17 protein-coding genes and 3 pseudogenes are annotated in these 19,004 nt (G+C 76.4%); 7 read left to right on the forward strand and 13 right to left on the reverse strand.

The window, feature by feature from the left end; genetic code table 11:
* Positions 1–5: 5 nt before the first annotated feature.
* The 7 genes and pseudogenes from HUT16_RS00205 to HUT16_RS00230 form a co-directional block, all read right to left on the reverse strand.
* The gene (locus tag HUT16_RS00205; RefSeq protein ID WP_176184243.1) at positions 6–1,175 is read right to left on the reverse strand and encodes a hypothetical protein; all 1,170 of its coding nucleotides are present in this window, start codon (positions 1,173–1,175) and stop codon (positions 6–8) included.
* 243 nt (positions 1,176–1,418) lie between these two features.
* The gene (locus HUT16_RS00210; RefSeq protein ID WP_176184245.1) at positions 1,419–1,931 is read right to left on the reverse strand and encodes a MarR family winged helix-turn-helix transcriptional regulator; all 513 of its coding nucleotides are present in this window, start codon (positions 1,929–1,931) and stop codon (positions 1,419–1,421) included.
* Positions 1,932–2,169: 238 nt separating this feature from the next.
* Complete coding sequence (locus HUT16_RS00215) at positions 2,170–3,240, reverse strand: PP2C family protein-serine/threonine phosphatase (protein WP_176184247.1); 1,071 nt, start codon at positions 3,238–3,240, stop codon at positions 2,170–2,172.
* Between the two features lie 146 nt (positions 3,241–3,386).
* Positions 3,387–3,605 (reverse strand): hypothetical protein, encoded by a 219-nt coding sequence (locus HUT16_RS00220; RefSeq protein ID WP_176184249.1) that lies wholly within the window; start codon positions 3,603–3,605, stop codon positions 3,387–3,389.
* Positions 3,606–3,855: 250 nt separating this feature from the next.
* Entirely contained in the window at positions 3,856–4,557 is a 702-nt protein-coding gene (locus tag HUT16_RS00225; RefSeq protein WP_217712145.1) for a M24 family metallopeptidase, read from the reverse strand.
* A 6-nt stretch (positions 4,558–4,563) separates the two neighbouring features.
* A pseudogene (locus HUT16_RS37290) lies at positions 4,564–4,884 on the reverse strand (gamma-glutamylcyclotransferase family protein); the annotation flags it as partial.
* A gap of 173 nt (positions 4,885–5,057) precedes the next feature.
* Positions 5,058–5,507, reverse strand: a complete 450-nt coding sequence (locus HUT16_RS00230; RefSeq protein ID WP_176184253.1) for a molybdopterin-dependent oxidoreductase — start codon at positions 5,505–5,507, stop codon at positions 5,058–5,060.
* A gap of 763 nt (positions 5,508–6,270) precedes the next feature.
* Between HUT16_RS00230 and HUT16_RS00235 the strand changes: the two genes are divergently transcribed.
* Positions 6,271–6,888, forward strand: a complete 618-nt coding sequence (locus HUT16_RS00235) for a hypothetical protein (RefSeq protein ID WP_176184255.1) — start codon at positions 6,271–6,273, stop codon at positions 6,886–6,888.
* A gap of 103 nt (positions 6,889–6,991) precedes the next feature.
* Here HUT16_RS00235 and HUT16_RS00240 read toward each other — a convergent pair whose 3' ends face one another.
* Positions 6,992–8,023 carry a medium chain dehydrogenase/reductase family protein gene (locus HUT16_RS00240; protein ID WP_176184257.1) on the reverse strand — a complete coding sequence of 344 codons (1,032 nt, stop codon included), beginning with the start codon at positions 8,021–8,023 and terminating at the stop codon, positions 6,992–6,994.
* A 139-nt stretch (positions 8,024–8,162) separates the two neighbouring features.
* On the opposite strand from HUT16_RS00240, the gene HUT16_RS00245 reads away from it, so the two are divergent.
* Positions 8,163–8,822 (forward strand): TetR/AcrR family transcriptional regulator, encoded by a 660-nt coding sequence (locus HUT16_RS00245; protein ID WP_176184259.1) that lies wholly within the window; start codon positions 8,163–8,165, stop codon positions 8,820–8,822.
* Between the two features lie 176 nt (positions 8,823–8,998).
* A complete protein-coding gene (locus HUT16_RS00250; protein WP_176184261.1) occupies positions 8,999–10,054 on the forward strand; it encodes an NAD(P)-dependent oxidoreductase in 1,056 nt (351 codons plus the stop codon).
* Positions 10,055–10,330: 276 nt separating this feature from the next.
* Here the strand turns inward: HUT16_RS00250 and HUT16_RS00255 are convergent, their stop codons facing one another.
* Complete coding sequence (locus HUT16_RS00255) at positions 10,331–11,479, reverse strand: sensor histidine kinase KdpD (protein ID WP_176184263.1); 1,149 nt, start codon at positions 11,477–11,479, stop codon at positions 10,331–10,333.
* Entirely contained in the window at positions 11,476–12,264 is a 789-nt protein-coding gene (locus HUT16_RS00260; RefSeq protein ID WP_254897558.1) for a response regulator transcription factor, read from the reverse strand. Before HUT16_RS00260 ends, HUT16_RS00255 begins: the two co-directional genes overlap by 4 nt.
* 257 nt (positions 12,265–12,521) lie before the next feature.
* Here HUT16_RS00260 and HUT16_RS37295 point away from each other — a divergent pair.
* The 3 genes and pseudogenes from HUT16_RS37295 to HUT16_RS37305 form a co-directional block, all read left to right on the forward strand.
* Positions 12,522–13,169, forward strand: a pseudogene (locus HUT16_RS37295) (glycosyltransferase family 2 protein); the annotation flags it as partial.
* Positions 13,143–13,589 (forward strand): annotated as a pseudogene (locus HUT16_RS37300) (DUF2064 domain-containing protein); the annotation flags it as partial. The pseudogenes HUT16_RS37295 and HUT16_RS37300, both read left to right, overlap by 27 nt.
* Before the next feature lie 238 nt (positions 13,590–13,827).
* Complete coding sequence (locus HUT16_RS37305; protein ID WP_254897559.1) at positions 13,828–14,592, forward strand: class I SAM-dependent methyltransferase; 765 nt, start codon at positions 13,828–13,830, stop codon at positions 14,590–14,592.
* A gap of 109 nt (positions 14,593–14,701) precedes the next feature.
* On the opposite strand, the gene HUT16_RS00270 is transcribed toward HUT16_RS37305, so the two are convergent.
* Genes HUT16_RS00270 through HUT16_RS00280 form a run of 3 tightly spaced genes read right to left on the reverse strand, consistent with a single transcriptional unit; the run spans position 14,702 to position 17,415 of the window.
* Positions 14,702–15,307: a cytochrome b/b6 domain-containing protein gene (locus tag HUT16_RS00270; RefSeq protein WP_176184265.1), complete on the reverse strand. Its 606-nt coding sequence runs from the start codon at positions 15,305–15,307 to the stop codon at positions 14,702–14,704.
* Entirely contained in the window at positions 15,291–16,013 is a 723-nt protein-coding gene (locus HUT16_RS00275; RefSeq protein ID WP_176184267.1) for a molybdopterin-dependent oxidoreductase, read from the reverse strand. Before HUT16_RS00275 ends, HUT16_RS00270 begins: the two co-directional genes overlap by 17 nt.
* Before the next feature lie 52 nt (positions 16,014–16,065).
* On the reverse strand, positions 16,066–17,415 hold the full coding sequence (locus HUT16_RS00280; RefSeq protein ID WP_217712006.1) for a glycosyltransferase 87 family protein: 1,350 nt from the start codon (positions 17,413–17,415) through the stop codon (positions 16,066–16,068).
* A 472-nt stretch (positions 17,416–17,887) separates the two neighbouring features.
* Here HUT16_RS00280 and HUT16_RS00285 point away from each other — a divergent pair, with 472 nt between their 5' ends.
* Positions 17,888–19,003 (forward strand): molybdopterin-dependent oxidoreductase, encoded by a 1,116-nt coding sequence (locus HUT16_RS00285; RefSeq protein WP_254898195.1) that lies wholly within the window; start codon positions 17,888–17,890, stop codon positions 19,001–19,003.
* Position 19,004 lies beyond the last annotated feature (1 nt).

A 19,004-nucleotide genomic window follows, 5' to 3' on the forward strand; every position in this document is an offset into this window, starting at 1 on the left:
GGGGCTCAGGATCGGTGGAGGAGGGCGACCGCTTCGGCGAAGTCGGCACGCGCGGGCTCGAAGGATCGCGCCGCGACGAAGAACATCGACCGGTCGGTGAGGGCGCGGGCGAGGCGTGCGGGGTCGGCGGGCAGGCGGCGGGCGAACGTCACCCCCTCGTCGAAGTACGGTGCGAAGCGCTCCTCGAACAGGTGGGGGCGGTCGCCCTCGCGGACGGCCGCGCGGATGCTGATCCGGCGTTGGACGTCGACCAGTTCGGGCAGCCGGTCGGCCGCCCCCAGCCTCGCCGCCTCCGCTTCGAGGCCGGGCAGCATCCCGAGGAAACCGTCCCGCACGTCGGACGACCATCCGAGGTCCGTGCCGAACGGCGGCATCGGGGACCGGGGGCTCGCGGCGGGTTCGGCGGCCCGGCCCGACAGGACGAAGAGCGTCCGCCACCACCCCAGGATGCAGCTCCAGTTCTCCGGCTCGCCCGTGGTCGCGAGCTCCTCCAGGACGCTCAGGGCCTCCCGGCGGGCGGCCGCCGCACCCGCCCCGTCCCCGGCCGTTTCCCGCATCCGGGAGAAGTGGACCAACTCCCAGGTGAGTATCGCCAGAGCGGTCCGCCGTTCGGCCGCCTCGTGCCGGGTCTCCTCGATGAGCCCGCGGAAGACCGTCGATGCGGCGTCGTGCCGACCGGCGCCCTCCAGGTTGGCCGCCCACCGCACCACGGTCCAGAAGGAGTGCTCCGGGATTCCGTTCCGGGCGGCTTCTTCGTCGAGTTCCGCGGCCTCCCCGAAGCGACCCTCCTCGGCCAGCACGCTCCCCAGGGGCCCACTGCGTCCGGCCTCGGCCAGCTCCACACAGATCGCGCGCCCTTCCTCCCTGCGCCCGAGGGCGAACAGGGAAGCCCGGTAGGCGTCCAGGGCACGGCACAACAGCTCCGCCCGGTCCGCCGCACCGGGCTCCATCGTGCGCGCGGCCCGGCAGGCCTCGGCGGTCAGCGCGACGTGCGCCTTCGGGTCCCGGCTCTCGTGACGCAACGCGAGGAGGGCCTCGACCAACTTCGGCACGTACGCCTCCGGGCTCACCTCGGCCAGCACGCGGTACGCACCGACCGACTCGGCCCGCCCCAACCTGCCTGACCCCAGCAGCAGCACGCGGGCCCGAAGCACCGCATCGTGATCGATCGTCACCGTTCTCCCTGTCTCCGGACGATGTACGAAGGAGATTCTGAGAGTCGGGGAACGGGACGGACAAGCCTCACGTCCTGTGCGTTCCGTCCTACGGAAAACGGCGCCGACCTGTCATGATGGACGTGCTCACAGCCTTGCGGCTCCCGTTCGACACCACCGCTCACCCGCCACCACAGGCCGGGGAGAAGTCGTCGGCAGGGGCGTTCTCCTCGGCGGCAGTCGGCGCCGGGGGTTCCGGGGCGGTTACCAGCCGAGTGGTTCGGGGTGCCGGTCGGGGGCGGTGGGTTCGGCTCCGGCGTCGGCGAAGGCGCGCAGGGCCCGGACCAGGCCGGTGCGCTGGCGGGCGGGCATGGCCTGGACGATGCGGCGGATCTCCTCGCGGCGGCGCTCGGTGGCCTCGACGACGGTGCGGACGCCCAGGTCGGTGAGGGCGGCGCGCACCTCGCGGCGGTCCTCGGGGCGGGTGTCGCGCACGACCATGCCGGCGGCGGTGAGGCGTTCCAGCATGCGCAGCGCGGTGGACGGGTTGACGGCGAGGTGCTCGGCCAGGCGGGAGAGGCTCATCGCGCCCCTGGAGTGCAGCAGGACGAGCATCCGGAACTGCGGGAGGGTCAGCGACTCGGCGACCTCGCCGAGCGAGCGCGCCGAGATCGCGACCAGGACCCGGGAGGCGGTCAGGACCGCGGTGACCAGGTCCTCCTCCGGACCTCCCTGGTGCGGGAGGTCGGGTTCCGATGGCGAGTGATCGTCCGTCATGGGTCCTTTCTACCTCCTGCGCCCCGGCGCGCGGAGCGCGGAGTGCGCCCGGTGTCGGCTCGCGAGTCGGCTCTCCGCGCACCGGGTCCGGAGCGTTCGGCGTTTTCTTTGCATCACGCAAAGGTCTTCTCGGCGCCGGGCCGTCCACCTCGCACAGGCGCTCCACCGGCCGCCGCCTCGGGGACCGGGCGTTCCCCTGGCAGCGACGTCCCCGTCGGCGCGGCCGGGCCGGCTCTCCTCAGGCCGGCTCGTCCGAGCGGCGGCGCAGCAGCATCATCGCCGCGTCGTCCTTGAGCGGGCCCGCCGCGTGGGCGGCGACGTCGCGGCGCAGCGCCTCCAGCGCGCCGTCCGGGTCGTCGACCGACAGCAGGCCGGCCCGTTCCGGCAGGGGGTAGAACTCGCCGGTGTGGTCGCGGGTCTCGGTGACGCCGTCGGTGTAGAGCAGCAGTTGGTCGCCCGAGCCGAGGCGCAGGTCGTGGGCCTCGGGCCCGGCCGGGCCGAGGCCGGCGAGGCCGAGCGGCGGGGCGCACCGGGCGGGTTCGGCCCACCGTGCCCGGCTGTCGGCGCGCACGACCAGCGGCGGCGGGTGGCCGTAGTTGAGCAGGGTCACGGTGCCGTCGGCGGTGATCTCGGCGAGGATCGCGCTGACGAACTCCTCGCCGTCCAGCCGCCGGTCGAGGGCGCGTTCGATCCGGGCGCCGACGGCTTCCAGGTCGGGTTCGTCGGGCGTAGCCTCGCGGAAGGCGCCGAGCACGACGGCGGCGGTCTCCACCGCGTCCAGGCCCTTGCCCCGCACGTCGCCGACCACGACCCGGGTGGTGCCCGCGAGGGTGGGGACGACCTCGTAGAGGTCGCCGCCGATGCGGGCCGCGGCGGCGGCGCTGGTGTAGGAGACGGCCAGGCGCACCGGCCCGGCGAGCGTCGGCACGGGCCGCAGCAGGACGCGCTGGGCCGCCTCGGCGACCGAGCGGACGTCGGCGAGTTCGCGCTCGGCCCGTCGGCGCAGCGCGGCGGCCAGGGCGGCGGCCGCGGTGACTCCGGCGACCGAGGCGAGCGCGACGGTGGCCCGTCTGCTGCCGAACAGGCCGTCGTAGCAGGCGGCGGCCGTGCACAGGACGAAGGCCGGCGCGCCGACCAGCAGGGCGCGGCGGACGGTGCCGCTGACGCAGGCGAAGGCCGGGCCGATCGAGAACAGGGCGAGGTGGCCGACCTCCGGGCCGGCCGAGAGCCCGACCGCGGCGACGGCCGCCATGGCGGCGAACGGCAGGACGGGCAGCCGCAGGTCCACTCCGGTTCCGCGGGGCTGCATGATGCCCCTTTCCGGCGGCAGGGTGCACCGCCACCGCTGCCTTTGCACTGGGCAAAGTGACGGCACAAGGCCCATCGGCGGTTCCCGCGCACGTCAGCGCGGGGGCGGCCCCGAGCGGTGGCGGCGGACATCGGTCGGCTGTTCCATCAGGATTCCGGCTCCGAAGGCGGCTCCGGAGCCTGCGGGCGCCCGGGCGCGGGCCGCTGCGGGCCGGCGGCCAGGGAGCGGTCGATCTCCTTGATGACCCGGGCCGCGTCGGTCAGGCGGGCCTTGGCGGCGGCGACCTCCGCGAGCAGTCGGGCGGCGATCCGGTCGGCGCTCTCGGCCCCGTCCGGCTCCCCGGGGCCCGTGGGGGTGCGCTCCACGCCGCCGCTCCTTGCAGTCTCGGCTTCTCCGGGCGGCCCCCCGTCCCGGGGAGCGCGGCGCGGGATCTTCGACCTCCGGGGGAGTCGGACACGGTTCCGGGGAGGCGCGCCCGACCGCCCGCGACCCACTTTATTGCACAATGCAAAGAATGGACAAGCTCGCACCAGCCGGACGTGACGCTTGATGCGCACCGGCGTTCACCGCGACTCCTCAGCGGGAGGACCCGCGGCCCCAACGGCGCCCGCGGGCTCAGCCCAGGTCGAGGAGCTGTTCGTGGAAGCCGCCGAAGCCCCGGGCGGTGTCGACGAGGTGGACTTCCAGGATCCAGTGGCAGACCCGCCCGGCCCGGTCGGTGCGGCACATGGGGGTGGTGTTGCCGGGGGCGATGTAGGACTCGATCTCGGCGGCGTCGATCTTCTCGTGCGGGAACTCGCCGACCAGGTGCCCGGCGTGGCCGCTGCCGCCGAGCGTCCAGCCCGCGGCCCGGGCGAGGCGGTCGACCTCGGCGTGCAGCTGGGCGCCGGTGATGTCGGGGTGGGCGGCGAAGTAGCGGCGCCCGGCGTCGAACACGGCGGGCAGGTCGGCGGCGAGGCGGAGCTTGTCGGGGTCGCGGCCCAGGACGTAGGTGCGGCCGAGGTCGGCCTCGAACTCCTCGAAGATCGGGCCGAAGTCGGCGAAGGCGATGTCGTCGGCCGCCAGCACGCGGTCCGGCGGGTTCTCGCGGTAGGGGAACAGGGTGTGCGGGCCGGAGCGGACGATGCGCTTGTGCCAGTGCTTGGTCGTCCCGAACATCTCGTTGGCCAGGTCGCGGATGCCGTCGCTGACGGCCTGTTCGCTCCGGCCGGGGGCGACGAGGCCGCGCCGGGCCACCTCGTCGAAGAGGCGGGCGGCCTTGCCCTGGGCGTCGAGCAGCCGCCGGGCCCGGAAGTCCTCCGCGGTGGCGGTGTCGATGTAGACCCAGGCCCGGGCGCCGGAGCGCAGGTCGGCCTTGACGCGCAGGTAGTCCGCGACCTCGTAGTGGTCGGCGGCCTCCAGCTCCGCGGGGCTGAGCGTGAAGACGGTGCCCTCGATCGCGTCGCCGGGGTCGTCGGAGCGGACGGCCACCGGGTGGCGGTCGCTGCCGCTGTCGGCGATCACGTCCGGGTCGGTGATCGTCACGGTGTCCAGCCGGAAGCCGGTCAGCGCGTCGGGGGCGCCTTCCAGCTCGCGCCCGAACCGGGCCCGTTGGACCTGCGGGAGCCGCAGCGTCCCGTACGAGAACAGCAACTGGTCGGACACGTGACCCCCCGTGAGAGCATGGCACCTGCTAGCGGATTCGCCACTCTAGCGTGGCATCTGCCAGGGTCGGCCCGTGATATCGGCCACGCCGGGGCGGCCGCGGGCGTCGCGCCGCGCCGCGCCCGTAGCGCCGCACGCCTCGCGCCGCGCCCGTCGCGCCATTCGCGCCGGGCTCAGTGCGGGGCCGGTCCGATCCAGACCTCGGTGACGCCGCCGATGTAGCGGGCGCCGCAGCGGTCGGCGGGCACCACCAGCTGCGGGCCCGCGCCGTCCAGGGGTGTGCCGTCGGCGCTGGTGGCCAGCAGGATCTGCTGGCCACCGAAGTCGGGGTCGATCTCGGCCCAGGACAGCACCGCGCAGTGGCCGTCCGCACCGGTGACCGTCAGCAGGAAGCGCAGGCGCTGCTTGCGGCCGCGCAGGTCGATCCGCGGCCGGGCCCGGTGCACGACGTCCCACAGCTTCGGCCCCTCGAAGCCGTGGCGCTGCTCGCCCTCGGTCAGGCAGTCGAAGCTCACCTCGACCCGCTGGGCCGGCAGGGTGCGCAGCTGGGCGACGGTCAGCCGCAGCGGTTCCTCGACGCTGCCGTGGAACCGTACGGCGGGCGCCGCGGTGGTGGTGGTCATGGTGCTCCTTCCCGGCCGCCACGGCGGGTCCCGTACCGGCCGGGTGGCGCACGGCGGCATCGCAGCTGCGTGCCGTGGTCGGTATTTTCGCCAGCGGATGCCAGGAGTATGCGCCTGATGGCCCATCAGATGCGGCTGCCACGCAGCCGGGCGGAACCGCGCGGGCGGAACCGCGCGGGCGGGTCCACGACGGCGCGGGGACGGTTCGCGGTCACGGCCGTACGGCCGCACGGCTGCCGGGGCGGGGCGAGCGCCGGTGAGTGCAGGTGCCGGGCCGCAGAGAGCCCGCGGTTCGTCCCCGCGCTGGAGAAGGTGCGGGTCCACGGGCCGATCGGTCGGCCCCGCAAGCAGCAGGGGCGGCAGCACGACCAGGGCCAGGCACGCCGGGCCTGGACCCTGCCGGCCTCCTCCCCCGCCGCCGAGCCGTTCCACCCGGCGGGATGCGGGCTGTGCGGCAACGCTCCTGCGGTGCAGGGCCGTTGGTGGTCGGACAAATCGACAACTCACTGTTGAACCGGCCTGTCCGAGCCGTAGCCTGTCCCCTCGGGTTGATCAACTGGGCGGGGGTGCCATGACCGGGGGCAGGGCGATGGACGAGGGCGGTCGAACGACGAAGGACCCGGCCCCCGGGGAACCGGCGTCCGAGGGCAGTGCGGCACACGCGACGGCTGGTCCGCCGCCCCCTCCCCCGCACCTGGCGCCACCGCGCCCTCCACAGCCCGCGCAGCCTGCGCAGTCCGCACGGCCCGCGCCGCCTCCGCAGGTGCCTGCGCCCCTGCCCCCGGACCGGCCGCGCTGGTGGCAGCGCAGGCGGCGGACGATCGCGCTCGGACTGCTCACGCTGGCGATGCTGCTCATGGCACTGGCCTACGCCGCGGCCCAGGCCGCTCGGAACGGCGGACTGGTGGTGCTCATCGAGGCCTTCCACCACCCGCTGCTGTACGGCGCCACCGTGCTGCTGCTGATCGTCCTCGCCGTCCTGCTCGGGTTCCGTTCCCGCACGACCAGGACACTGCTGCTGTTCCCGATCCTCAGCTGCACCCTGCTGGCCGCGCCCTTCGCCCTGTTCGGCTTCGCCGGCACGCCCCACCAGACCATGGACCGGCCGGCTCCCGGCCGCTCCGACCGCAGCCTGGTGATCCACGAGGGCACCGCGGTGATCGACCCGCTCTGGTGGGTCTCGGTGGACGCCGGCTCCGGCCTGATCGCCCGGCGGTGGCCGGTCGGCTACTTCAACGGCGACGCCCCCGACAACGCACTGGCCTCGGCCCAGTGGGACGGACCCGACCGGATCAAGCTCACCACCGGAGGCGGCGAGGTGTTCGTGATAGCCCTCGACCCCGAGACCGGCCGGCCCGAACGCCGGGTACGAGCAGGCTGACAACCCGACCGCGGCCGCACGGACCGGGGCACCGATGCGTGCCCCTGCTGCCCGCGGAGGGCATGCTCGTCCGGGGCGCGGTGGTTCGCCATCCAACGGGCGGTCAGGCGGTCAGGACGACTTTTCCGGCGACGGTGCCGGACTCGGCCAGCCGCATGGCCTCGGCGGCTCGGGCGAGGGGGAGTTCGGCGGCGATGGTCGCGGTGATCTCGCCGCTGCGCAGGGCCTCGAACACCTCGGTGAGGTCGGTGCGCAGCCGGGCCCGGAAGCGGGTGCGGTGGAGCGCCCGGCCGGCCCAGACGTTGTAGAAGTGGGCGTGGCGGCCGGTGGGCAGGGTGTTCCACAGCCACACCCGGCCGAGGAGCTTGAGGACGGGCCACTGCTTGGAGCCGTCGTCGTCGCGGGTGGAGGCGCTGCCGTAGGAGACGAGCGTGCCGCCGGGGGCGAGCAGCCGCCAGGAGTCGACCAGGCCGCGGCCGCCGACGTGGTCGAAGACGGCGTCCACGCCCCGGGGGGCCAGTTCGCGGACCCGGGCGGGGACGTCCTCGGTGCGGTAGTCGATCGGGGCCACCCCCCGTGCGCGCAGGGCCGCGTGGTGGCGTGCGGAGGCGGTGCCGATCACGTTCACGCCGGCGGCGCGGGCGAGTTGGACCAGGACCGAGCCGACACCGCCGTTGGCGCCGTGCACCAGGACGGTCTGCCCGGCGCGCACGCGGGCCTTGCGGTGCAGCATCTGCCAGGCGGTGACGCCGTTGACCACCACCGTTTCCGCCTCGGCCGCGCCGACCCCGTCCGGGACCGGAACCAGGTCGGCGGCGTCGACGACCACGTGGCTGGCCCAGCCGCCGACCTTCAGCAGGACCGCGACCCGCGTGCCGACCAGCTCGGGGGCGACGCCCGCACCGACCGCCGCGACCGTGCCGACCACGTCGTAGCCGGGGACGAAGGGGAAGGGCGGCTGGTCGTAGTAGCGGCCCCGGCGCATCTGCTGCTCGGCGAAGGAGACGCCCGTCGCCTCCATCCGGACCACGGCCCGGCCCGCGCCCGCGGTGGGGACGGTTCCGCGCCGCACGTGCAGGCCCTCGGGCTCCACCTTGCCCGGCAGTACGACCTCGACCAGTTCTCCGGCACCCATCACGGCCTCCTCGATCCCCACCCACCCCGTTAGCGGGTAGCGCTTTAGTTATAGGTTATAACTTTGAGGGCGAGTGACAGTCAAGCGCACCCGTAATACCCTCTAACCAACAGTCGGCCGGAACCAAGGGGACGAGCACATGGCCACCGCTGGCAAGGAGACCCCGCGCGAGCGCTACCGCGCCCAGCTGCGCGCCGAGATCAAGCAGCACGCCTGGGAGCAGATCGCCGCCTCCGGCGCCGCGGGCCTGTCCCTCAACGCCATCGCCAAGCAGATCGGCGTCAGCGGCCCCGCCCTCTACCGCTACTTCGCCGGCCGTGACGAACTGATCACCGAACTGGTCCGCGACGCCTACCGCAGCCTCGCCGACGCCGTCCGCACCGCCGCCGCCTCCGGTGCCGACCCCACCGGCCTGGGCCTCGCCCTGCGCGCCTGGGCGCTGGCCGACCCGCAGCGCTACTTCCTCGTCTACGGCACCCCCGTCCCCGGCTACCGCGCGCCGGACGACACCACGGCGATCGCCGCCGAGATCATGGGCACCCTCCTGGACGCCTTCCGGTCCCCGCCGCCCCGGGGCGACGACGCCGACCGTCCCGGCGCCCGGCTGGAGGCCCACCTCGCCGAACACCGCCACTGGGCCGGCGACCACCCCGCCCCGCCCGCCGCCCTCCGCCGCGCCCTGCACTTCTGGACCCGGCTCCACGGCGTCCTCTCCCTCGAACTCGCGGGCCACTTCACCGGCATGGGCCTCGACCCCGCCGAGCTCTACGCCGAGGAACTGCGGAGCCTCGACCGGTAGTCGCCCCGGCCCGCCCCGGCCGGGTCCGGTCCGGGTGCACCGGAGCTCCGGTCGAGTCGCCGCCCCGGGTCGCGGCCCCGGCGGACCGCTGCCGCCGTTCGCCGGTTCCTTACCGATCGGTGACACCACCGGCCGGTCGCCGGGTTCCGGACCTGCGGGTGGGTAGCGTCGTGGGGATGAAGATCCTGGTGACGGGCGGGGCCGGTTTCATCGGCTCCGCGGTGGTCGGTGCGCTGCTCGCGGGCGGCCACGAGGTGCGGGTGCTGGACGCGCTGCTCCCGGCGGTGCACCCCTCGGGGCTGCCGTCGGCGGTGCCCGAGGGCGCGGAGTTCCGGCACGGGGACGTGCGGGACGCGGCGGCGGTGGAGGCCGCGCTGGACGGGGTGTCGGCGGTCTGCCACCAGGCGGCGATGGTCGGGCTGGGCGTCGACCTGGACGACGCTCCCGCGTACGCCGGGTGCAACGACCTGGGCACCGCCGTGCTGCTCTCCGCGATGGCCCGGCGCGGGGTGCGGGACCTGGTGCTGGCCGGGTCGATGGTGGTGTACGGCGAGGGCGCGTACCGCTGCGGCGCGCACGGGCCAGTGGCGCCCGGGCCGCGCCGGGCGGCGGACCTGGACGCGGGCCGGTTCGAGCCGCCGTGCCCGGTGTGCGGCGAGCCGCTGCTGCCCGGCCTGGTCGCGGAGGACGCCCCCGCCGACCCGCGCAACGTGTACGCGGCGACGAAGCTGGCCCAGGAACACCTGGCCTCCGCCTGGGCCCGGGCCTGCGGCGGCCGGGTCCTGACGCTGCGTTACCACAACGTGTACGGGCCGGGCATGCCGCGCGACACCCCGTACGCGGGGGTGGCCTCGCTGTTCCGCTCGGCGCTGGCGCGCGGCGAGGCCCCGCGGGTGTTCGAGGACGGCGGCCAGCGCCGCGACTTCGTGCACGTCGCCGACGTGGCGGCGGCCAACGCGGCGGCGCTGGCGGCACTGGCCGCCCGCCCCTCGGGCAGCGCGCGGGCGTACAACGTGGGCAGCGGCGAGGTCCGCACCGTGGGCGACCTGGCCCGGGCGCTGGCGGCGGCGTGCGGCGGCCCGGCGCCGGTGGTGACGGGCGAGTACCGCCTCGGCGACGTCCGGCACGTGACGGCGGACTCCGCGCGGCTGCGGGCGGAGCTCGACTGGCGGCCCCGGGTGGCGTTCGAGAACGGAATGACCGAGTTCGCGGCGGCCCCGCAACGCGCCTGACGGCGACGGGGAGACCAAGGAGCCGAGGGCCCGGGCATGAAGCCTGAGCCGGACGGACCGGGGCCGGTGGCAGGACCGGGGCAGATGGCGGAACGGGATCGGCCCCGTCGACGGGCGGGCCCGGCGAAGCCGCAGGCCGGTCGGCCGGGGACGTCCCCGGCGGACCGCGCCGAGCGGGTATCCGGGCCGACCGCGACACCGGGACCAGCCGCCCTCCCCCGCCTGGTTCTTCCCGCCAAGGCCCCGCCCCGGACGCGGGGCGGGGGGCTCGCGGTGTCAGGCTCGGCGGGCGGTCGGGAGGGTGATCTCGAAGCAGCAGCCGCCGTCGACGTTGCGGACCCGGGCCCGGCCGTCGTGGGCCTCGACGATGCCGCGGACGATGGCGAGTCCGAGTCCGGCGCCGCTGTCGGCGGTGTCGGGGGCGCCGGGGGCGGACGGGAGGGGGGTGCGGGCGGGGGTGCCGCGCCAGCCGGTCTCGAAGACCCGGGGCAGGTCGGGCTCCGGGATGCCGCCGCAGCCGTCGGTGACGGCGAGCACGACGGCGTCGGCCTCCCGGCGGGTGGAGACGGCGACCACGCCGTCGGGCGGGGTGGCGCGGATGGCGTTGACCAGCAGGTTGCCGATCACCCGGGTGATCTCCCGGGGGTCGGCCTCGACGGGGGCGGCGTCGCCCGGCCGTCCTTCGAGGCGTACGCCGCGCTGCCGGGCCAGCGGGTGGGCCCCGGCCAGCGCGTCGTCGACCAGGTCGTGCAGGGAGACCCGGGAGACGGTGAGGGAGAGCGCACCGGCCTGGATCCGGGAGAGTTCGAACAGGTCGTCGACCATGCCGGTGAGGCGCTCGACCTCGGTGCGGATCCGGGCGAGGTAGCGTTCGGGCTGCTCGGCGACGCCGTCCTCCAGGGCCTCGGCCATCGCGCGCAGGCCGGCCAGCGGGGTGCGCAGGTCGTGCGAGATCCAGGCGATGAGTTCGCGCCGGGAGGCGTCCAACGCCTGTTCCCTGGAACGGGATTCGGAGAGCCGGGCGCTGGTGGCGGCGAGTTCGGCGCTGACGGCGGCCAGTTCCCGCCCGAGCGGCCGGTCCGGCGGGGTGAATCCGGTGTCACCGCCGACGGTGCGGGCGGCCACCGCCAGGGCCCGGCCGCCCGCGGTGACCTGGCGGCCGAGCAGCGCGGCGGTGAGCAGCGCGACCACCGAGGCCATCGCCAGCACGGTGACGACCACGCCGAGGTCGTGGTGGGAGAGGAACATCGCCTGGGCGACCGCGAACGTGCCGGAGGTGACGGCGAGGACGCTGACCACGGCGACGGCGAACAGGGTGAGCGCCAGCGAGCGGCGGCGCAGCAGCCGCAGCGCGGCCAGGCCGAGCAGTCCGGCGGCGGCGGCGCCGAGCGCGGCGAACAGGGCGATCAGCAGCAGGTCCTTCACGCCGCACCGCCCTCCGCCGGGACGACCGGGACGACCGGACCCGCCTGGACTGCCGGGTCGTAGCGGTAGCCGACGCCCCAGACCGTGCTGATCAGCGCGGGCGCGCCGGGGTCGTCCTCGATCTTCTCGCGCAGGCGGCGGACGTGGACGGTGACGGTCGACAGGTCGCCGAAGTCCCAGCCCCAGACGCGCTGCATCAGCTCCTGCCGGGAGAACACCGTCCCGGGGTGGCGGAGCAGGAACGCGAGCAGGTCGAACTCCCGGCTGGTGAGCGGGAGTTCACGGTCGGACCGGTGCGCGCGGCGGGCCCGCGGGTCGATCGCCAGGTGGCCGGAGCGCAGCGGCTGCGCCGGGGCGGCGGACGCAGCGGACGCGGCGGTGCGGGCGCGGCGCAGGATCGACTGGACGCGCAGGACGAGCTCGCGCGGGCTGAACGGCTTGGTGACGTAGTCGTCCGCGCCGAGTTCGAGACCCAGTACGCGGTCGGCCTCGTCGCCCTTGGCGGTGAGCAGCACCACCGGCAGGTCGGACCGGTCCGGGCGGGCGCGCAAGCGGCGCAGCACCTCCAGGCCGTCGAGGCCGGGCAACATCAGGTCGAGGACGAGCAGGTCGGGGCGGTGGCGTTCGGCCAGGTCGAGTCCGCGCTGCCCGTCCTCGGCCCGGTCGACCAGGTGACCGGCCCGGGTGAGGTAGCCGGCCACCACCTCGGCGACGGTCGGGTCGTCGTCGACGACCAGGATGCGGGCGGGCTCCGGCGGCTCGGCGGGGGCGGGGCTGTGGTTCACCCGCCCGAGGATACGAGCGCGGGGGCGTCGGCGGCTGCGGCCCGGGCCCGCGTTCGGGTTCCGTAAGATCCGCCGGACCTGCCGGACCTGCCGGACAGGCCGGATGCGCCGGACCCGCAGCCCGGCCGCGGGTGCACGGGTGCGCCGTACGACTTCCGTAAGGGCGCGGCTCGGCCGCGGCGGGGGCGGGCGTGGTTAGCGTGGCGGTCGTGACTCCTCCTCTTCTCCCGTCCGCTCTCCTCCCGTCCACGGAATCGGTGGACGTGGTGCTGCCCTGCCTGGACGAGGCCCGGGCGCTGCCCTGGGTGCTGGGCCGGATTCCGGCCCGCTGGCGGGCGATCGTGGTCGACAACGGTTCGCGGGACGGTTCGGCGCGGATCGCGGCCGACCTGGGCGCGACGGTGGTGCCGGAGCCGCGCCGCGGGTTCGGCGCGGCCTGCCACGCCGGGCTGCTGGCGGCCGACGCCGAGCTGGTGTGCTTCCTGGACTGCGACGGGTCGCTGGACCCGGCGCAGTTGCCCCGGGTGGTCGGTCCGGTGGCGGCGGGGACGGCCGACCTGGTGCTGGGACGGCGGCGGCCGACCTCGTTCGGGGCGTGGCCGCCGCACGCCCGGCTGGCGAACCTGGTGCTGGCCCGGCGGCTGCGCGCGCTGACGGGCGCCGAGCTGCACGACCTGGGGCCGATGCGGGCGGCGCGCCGGGAGCGGCTGCTGGCGCTGGGGCTGGGCGACCGGCGCTCGGGCTACCCGCTGGAGACGGTGCTGTCGGCGTCGGCCGCCGGGATGCGGATCGCCGAGGTACCGGTCGACTACCGCCCGCGGGCGGGCCGTTCGAAGGTGACCGGGACGGTGCGCGGCACCCGGCAGGCGGTGCGCGACATGCGCGCGGTGCTCGCGGCCCCGCCGCCGACCCTGCTGCTGGTCTCCAAGGCACCGGCGCCCGGCCGCTCGAAGACCCGGCTGACCCCGGCGTTCAGCCCGGAGCAGGCCGCCGACCTGGCCGAGGCCGCCCTCGCCGACACCCTGGCCGCGCTCGCCCTCGTCCCGGCCGGTCGGCGCGTGCTGGTGCTGGACGGCGAGCCCGGCCGGTGGCTGCCGCCGGGCTGGGAGGTGGTGCCGCAGTGCGGGGGCGGCCTGGACCGCCGGATCGCCGCCGCCTTCGCCCACGCCGCCCGGATCGCCCCGAGCGCCCCGGCCCTGCTGGTCGGCATGGACACCCCGCAGCTCGACCCGGCCGTCCTCGCGGCGCCGCTGTCGGCCGCCGAACGCCCGGGCGCCGACGCCTGGTTCGGCCCCGCCGAGGACGGCGGTTTCTGGGCCCTCGGCCTGGCCCGCCCGGACGCCCGCCGCGCCGAGCGGCTGCTGCACGGCGTGCCGATGTCGACCGCCGACACCGGCCGCCACGTGCTGGACCGGCTGGCGGCGGACGGCCTGGCGGTCCGCGAGCTGCCGACGCTGCTGGACGTGGACGGGCCGGAGGACGCCGCCCGGGTCGCCGCGCTGGCGCCCGGCACCCGGTTCGCCGCCCGGCTGCGGAGTTCGCGGCCGCGGCCGGACCGGCCCGGTGAGCGGCGCCGCGCGGGTGGGCCTGCCCCGCACGGCGGACGAACGCGCCCGCTCCTCCGCCGCCCCGTCCACCGACACCGCCCAACCCACCGGCACCGGCAGCACCCCGCGCACCGGCAGCGCCGAACCGTGGGTGGACGACCCGTTCGGGCGGGCCGTGCGGGCCGGGCAGGGCCCGCTGTGGCTGCGTCGGGCGGACGGCTCGCGGTTGGCGCTGGAGGTGGAGCGCTGGTGCGCGCCCGCCGACGGGGCGGACCACGGGCTGGTGCTGCGCTGCCTGGGCCTGCCCGCGCCGGTGCTGGACCTGGGCTGCGGCCCCGGTCGGCTGGTGGCGGCGCTGCTGGCGGCGGGCGTGCCCGCGCTCGGGGTGGACGTCTGCGCGGCGTCGGTGGAACACACGGCGGGCCTGGGCGGTCTCGCCCTGCGCCGCTCGGTGTTCGACCGGCTGCCCGCCGAGGGGCGCTGGGGCGGTGTGCTGCTGGCCGACGGCAACCTCGGCATCGGCGGCGACCCGGCCGCCCTGCTGGCCCGGGCGGGCGCGCTGCTCGCCCCGGGCGGTCTGCTGCTGGTGGAGACCGCGGTGCAGGAGGTCGACGAGGTGGCGGACGTCCGGGTGGAGGGCCCGGACGGCTGCGGCCCGTCGTTCCGCTGGGCGCGCTGCGGGCCCGCCGCGACGCTGCGGCACGCCCGGACCGCCGGTCTGGAGCGGGCCGAGCGCTGGACTTCGCACGGCCGCTCGTTCCTGGCGCTGACCCGTCCCTGACACCGGCCCGTCGTCGTCGGCGACCCGTTCCGGACGCCGACCCGTCCTTGGCGCCGACCCGTTCCTGACCCCGGCCCGCTCCTGGCGCTGACCCGCTCCGGACGGGACGTCAGTCCGGTTCCGCCCACTGCGGGTGCTCGCGCTCGGCCCACTCCCGGTCGACGGCGCCGGTGCGCATGCCGCGCCGGGCCTCCGGGTCCAGGTACGCCATCCACAGGTGGCCGGCCACCACGGCGGCGACCGCGAACGCGAACCAGTCGTGGACGAAGGTCGCGCCGGTGCGCCACACCGCGGGCGCGAGGCCGGTGAACCACATCAGCAGGCCGGTCCCGAGCATCACCAGCATCGTGCCGAGCGTCCACTGCGCGTACAGCTTCTGCCCGGCGTTGAACTTCCCGGCCGGGCGGGGGCCGATCCGGCGGCGGCGCACGGTGCGCAGCCAGGTGCGGTCGGCGGCGGTGAAGCGGCCGAGGCGGGCGGCGTCGCGGCGCATCGCCCGGGTGGCCAGGGCGAGCAGCAGCGGGAGGGGCAGCAGCAGGCCGCTCCACTCGTGCACCGCGGCCACCAGCCTGCGGCGGCCGACGAGTTGGGCGAGCGGCGGCAGGTAGAGGCAGGCGGCGGTGGCCAGGCAGGTGAGCATCAGCGCGGCGGTGGCGCGGTGGGCCCACCGCTGGGCGGGGGCGAAGCGCGGGCGGCGGTCAGGAGGTCGGGGCATCGTCGCGTCCGTTCGACCGGCCGACCCAGGCGTCCACGTCGTAGCCGAGCCGTTCCCAGTAGCCGGGGCGGACGGTGTCGGTGACGGTGATGGAGGACAGCCACTTGGCGGACTTGTAGAAGTACATCGGGGCGACGTACAGGCGCACCGGGCCGCCGTGGGCGTGGCCGATGGGCCGGTCCTGCATCCGCAGCGCCACCAGGACGTCGTCGCGGCGGGCCTGTTCCAGCGTCAGGCTCTCGGTGTAGGCGCCGTCGAAGCAGCCGAAGCTCACCGCGCGGCCCTCCGGCCGCACCCCGGCCGCGTCCAGCAGCGCGGACAGCGGGACGCCCTCGAACGGGGTGGCGGGCACCCGCCAGCCGGTGACGCACTGCACGTCGTGCACCAGGCGGTGCTGGGTGAGTGCCCGCAGGTCGGCGAGGCGCAGGGTGGTGGGCCGCTCCACCAGGCCGTCGACGGTGAGGGTGTAGTCGTCCTCACCGCGTTCGGGCACCGAAGCGGTCACCGAGTAGTACCGGAACCCGCCTCCGCCGGGCAGCGCCTGGCTCAGCCCGGTCGGGTCGTTGCGCACCAGCGCGTCCTGGGCGCGTTGCAGCCAGGGCCCGGCAGCCACCCCGGCCGCGCCGAGGCCGAGCAGTCCGAGCACCACCCGGCGGCCCACCGGGGCGCCGCGCCGTTCGTCGTCGTTGTCGTTGTCGTCGTCCACGGGACGATTCGACCAGCCCCGGCCGCCGCTGCCCAGGGCCGGGGGCGAACCGTCAGACTTCCGTCATCTGTGCGCGGGGCGACCGGACCGGCCGGGCGGCCCGCAGCAGGGCCGTCAGCAGGACTACCAACAGGGCGGTTCCGTAGGCGAGTTGCTGCACCCGGCTGCCGCCCGCCAGGTACAGCAGCTGCCCGGCGGCGGGCACCGCCAGCCACTCCCAGCGGCCGTCGAGGGCGGCCAGCGCCACCACCAGCAGCCCGTACCAGGGGTAGGCGGGGGCGGCCAGCAGCAGCGCCCCGCCCGTCACCAGCAGCGCGCCCCGCCAGGGCCGCGCCGGGTCGCCGTGCCGCAGCACCCGCCACACCAGCGCGGCGAGCAGCGCCGCCCCGGCCCACGGCGCGAGCCGGTCGGGCAGCACCAGGCGCAGCAGGCCGAACCGCTCCAGGTGGCCCTGCTGGTAGCCCTCCTCGCGGAGGTAGCCGGGCAGGTAGCCCAGGACCCCCGCGCCGGACGCCGCCACGTACGGCAGGTAGGAGAGGACGAACACCCCGGCGGCGGTGGCGGGCAGCACCAGGTCGGCGCGGGTCGGGCGGCGGGAGAGTGCACCCGACAGCGCGCCCGGCAGGACCAGCGCGGGCAGCAGTTTCACCGCCGTCGCCGCGCCCAGGGCGGCGCCGCCCGCCAGGGTCCGGCCGCGGGCCGTCCAGCCCAGGCCGGTCACCGCCAGCAGTGCGCCCAGGGTGTCGACGTGCGCGTCGTTGACCGCCCACACCGCGACGCCCGGGCACCAGGCCCACAGCGCGGCCCGCCGCCGCCCGCCCGTCACGGCCAGCAGCACGCCGGTGGTGGCCACCGCGAGCACCGCCCCGGCGGCCTGCGCGACCCGCACGCCGTCGCCGAACGGGCGCTGGGCCAGGAACCAGGCCTCCGCCAGCGGCGGGTAGACGGTGTGCACGGCGGGCCGGTTGATCCGGGTGCACGCCCCGTCGGCGGTGCGCCGCTCGTCCCACCCCGTGCAGCCGCCGCCGTCCGGGAAGCGGCCCGCATCGCGCAGCCGCGCCAGCGCCGGGTCCTCGGGGGTGCGGGCGTACGGGGAGACGCCCGCCGCCTGCACCTTCCCGTCCCAGCCGTAGCGGTAGGCGTCGTCGCTGGTCCGCGGCGGGGCGAGCAGTCCGACCGCGGCGACCAGCACGCCGCCGGCCAGCACCAGCCGGGCCACCTGCCGCTGCGGCACCCGGCGCAGCGCGAGCAGGGACAGCGCGAACAGGACGGCGTCGGCGGCGTACCAGCCGTACAGCGGCGGGCGGTTGCCGAGGGTGCCGCCGGTGGTGAGGGTCAGCGCGAGGCAGCCGGCCAGGGCGGTGACGGCGAGGACGCAGAGCAGGGCGGGGCGGGCGATCACCGCCCCACCCTCGCACCGCCGGGTGCCCGCGCGGCGGCGGCTCGGTGCGCCGTCCGGGTTCCGTAAGCACTTCGCCCGGCACCGGCGCCCGGCACCGAAGCCCGTCCGGGTTCCGTCAGCACGTCGCAAACGCGTCGTCAGCGCGTCGCCCGGCACCGAAGCCCGTCCGGGTTCCGTCAGCACGTCGCAAACGCGTCGTCAGCGCGTCGCCCGGCACCGAAGCCCGTCCGGGTTCCGTCAGCACGTCGCAAACGCGTCGTCAGCGCGTCGCCCGGCACCGAAGCCCGTCCGGGTTCCGCCAACGCGTCGTCAGCGCGGTGCCCGGCACCGTCCCCCGTCCGGATTCCGTAAGTACGTCGTAAGCACGTCGCAGCGCCGCCGCGGCGGGCGGGCGCGCTTCGATGGGCGGGTGGACCCCGATCCCTCCCCCGCCCGGCGGCGCCTCGACCCGCCGCTGCCCGCCCCGCCCGCCGTGCTGCGGCGCGGCCCGTTCCGTCCCGGCGCGTTCCGCTCCCCCGCGCGCGGGCCGCGCACCGCGGTGGTGCTCGGTCGGTGGCTGGGCGCGGCGCTGCTGCTGTGCTTCGCCACCGGTCTGATCAGCCACCTGCTCCAGGACCCGCCGCCGTGGCTGGCAGCGCGCTTGCCGTCCCGCCCGGTGGACGGCTACCGGGTCACCCAGGGCCTGCACGTGGCCGCCGGGCTGGCCGCGATCCCGCTGGCGGGCGCGAAGCTGTGGACGGTCTACCCGCGGCTGTTCGAGTGGCCGCCCGTGCGCAGCGTCCTGCACCTGCTGGAGCGGCTGTCGATCGCGCTGCTGGTCGCGGCGGTGCTGCTGGAGCTGTTCACCGGGCTGCTGAACACCCTGCAGTGGTACCCGTGGCCGTTCCCGTTCCGGCAGACCCACTACTGGACGGCGTGGACGGCCGTGGGCGCGCTGCTGGTCCACCTCGCCGTCAAGGCGCCGGAGATCGCCGCGCACTGGCGCCGGGCCCGCTCCGCCCCGCTGCCCGGGCGGCGGGCGGTGCTCGCGGCGACGGCCGCCGCCGTCGGGGCGGTCACCCTGACCACCGCGGGCCAGTCCGTGCCGTGGCTGCGCGCCCTCGACCTGTTCGCCCCGCGCCGCCCCGGCGCCGGGGGCGAGGCCCTGCCGGTGAACCGGACGGCCGCGCAGGCCGGGACGACCGCCGTCCCCGCCGACTGGCGGCTGGCCGTCGACGGCCCGGCCGGCTACCGGATCGGCCTCGCCGAGCTGCGCGCCCTGCCGCAGACCACCGCCGACCTGCCGATCGCCTGCGTCGAGGGCTGGAGCGCGGACGCCCGCTGGACGGGTGTCCGGGTGGCCGACCTGCTGCGCCGCGCCGGGATCCCGGCCGGGTCGGCGGTGCGGATCACCTCGCTGGAGGCCGAGGGCCCGTACCGGGTCACCGAGATGCCCGCCGCGTACGCCGACGATCCGCTCACCCTGCTCGCCCTCGCGCTCGACGGCCGCCCGCTGACGCCGGACCACGGCTTCCCCGCGCGCATCGTCGCGCCGAACCGGCCCGGGGTGCTGCAGACCAAGTGGGTCGCCCGGATCGAGGTGGTCTGAG

The sequence above is a fragment of the Kitasatospora sp. NA04385 genome (assembly GCF_013364235.1).
Lineage (GTDB): Bacteria > Actinomycetota > Actinomycetes > Streptomycetales > Streptomycetaceae > Kitasatospora.

What these genes read in the sequence shown, in the direction of transcription:
- HUT16_RS00270 (WP_176184265.1), bottom strand. Translation starts at nt 15,307, where the DNA reads ATGCCCCGACCTCCTGACCGCCGCCCGCGCTTCGCCCCCGCCCAGCGG.
- HUT16_RS00250 (WP_176184261.1), top strand. Translation starts at nt 8,999, where the DNA reads ATGAAGATCCTGGTGACGGGCGGGGCCGGTTTCATCGGCTCCGCGGTG.
- HUT16_RS00210 (WP_176184245.1), bottom strand. Translation starts at nt 1,931, where the DNA reads ATGACGGACGATCACTCGCCATCGGAACCCGACCTCCCGCACCAGGGA.
- HUT16_RS00230 (WP_176184253.1), bottom strand. Translation starts at nt 5,507, where the DNA reads ATGACCACCACCACCGCGGCGCCCGCCGTACGGTTCCACGGCAGCGTC.
- HUT16_RS00245 (WP_176184259.1), top strand. Translation starts at nt 8,163, where the DNA reads ATGGCCACCGCTGGCAAGGAGACCCCGCGCGAGCGCTACCGCGCCCAG.
- HUT16_RS00215 (WP_176184247.1), bottom strand. Translation starts at nt 3,240, where the DNA reads ATGCAGCCCCGCGGAACCGGAGTGGACCTGCGGCTGCCCGTCCTGCCG.
- HUT16_RS00240 (WP_176184257.1), bottom strand. Translation starts at nt 8,023, where the DNA reads ATGGGTGCCGGAGAACTGGTCGAGGTCGTACTGCCGGGCAAGGTGGAG.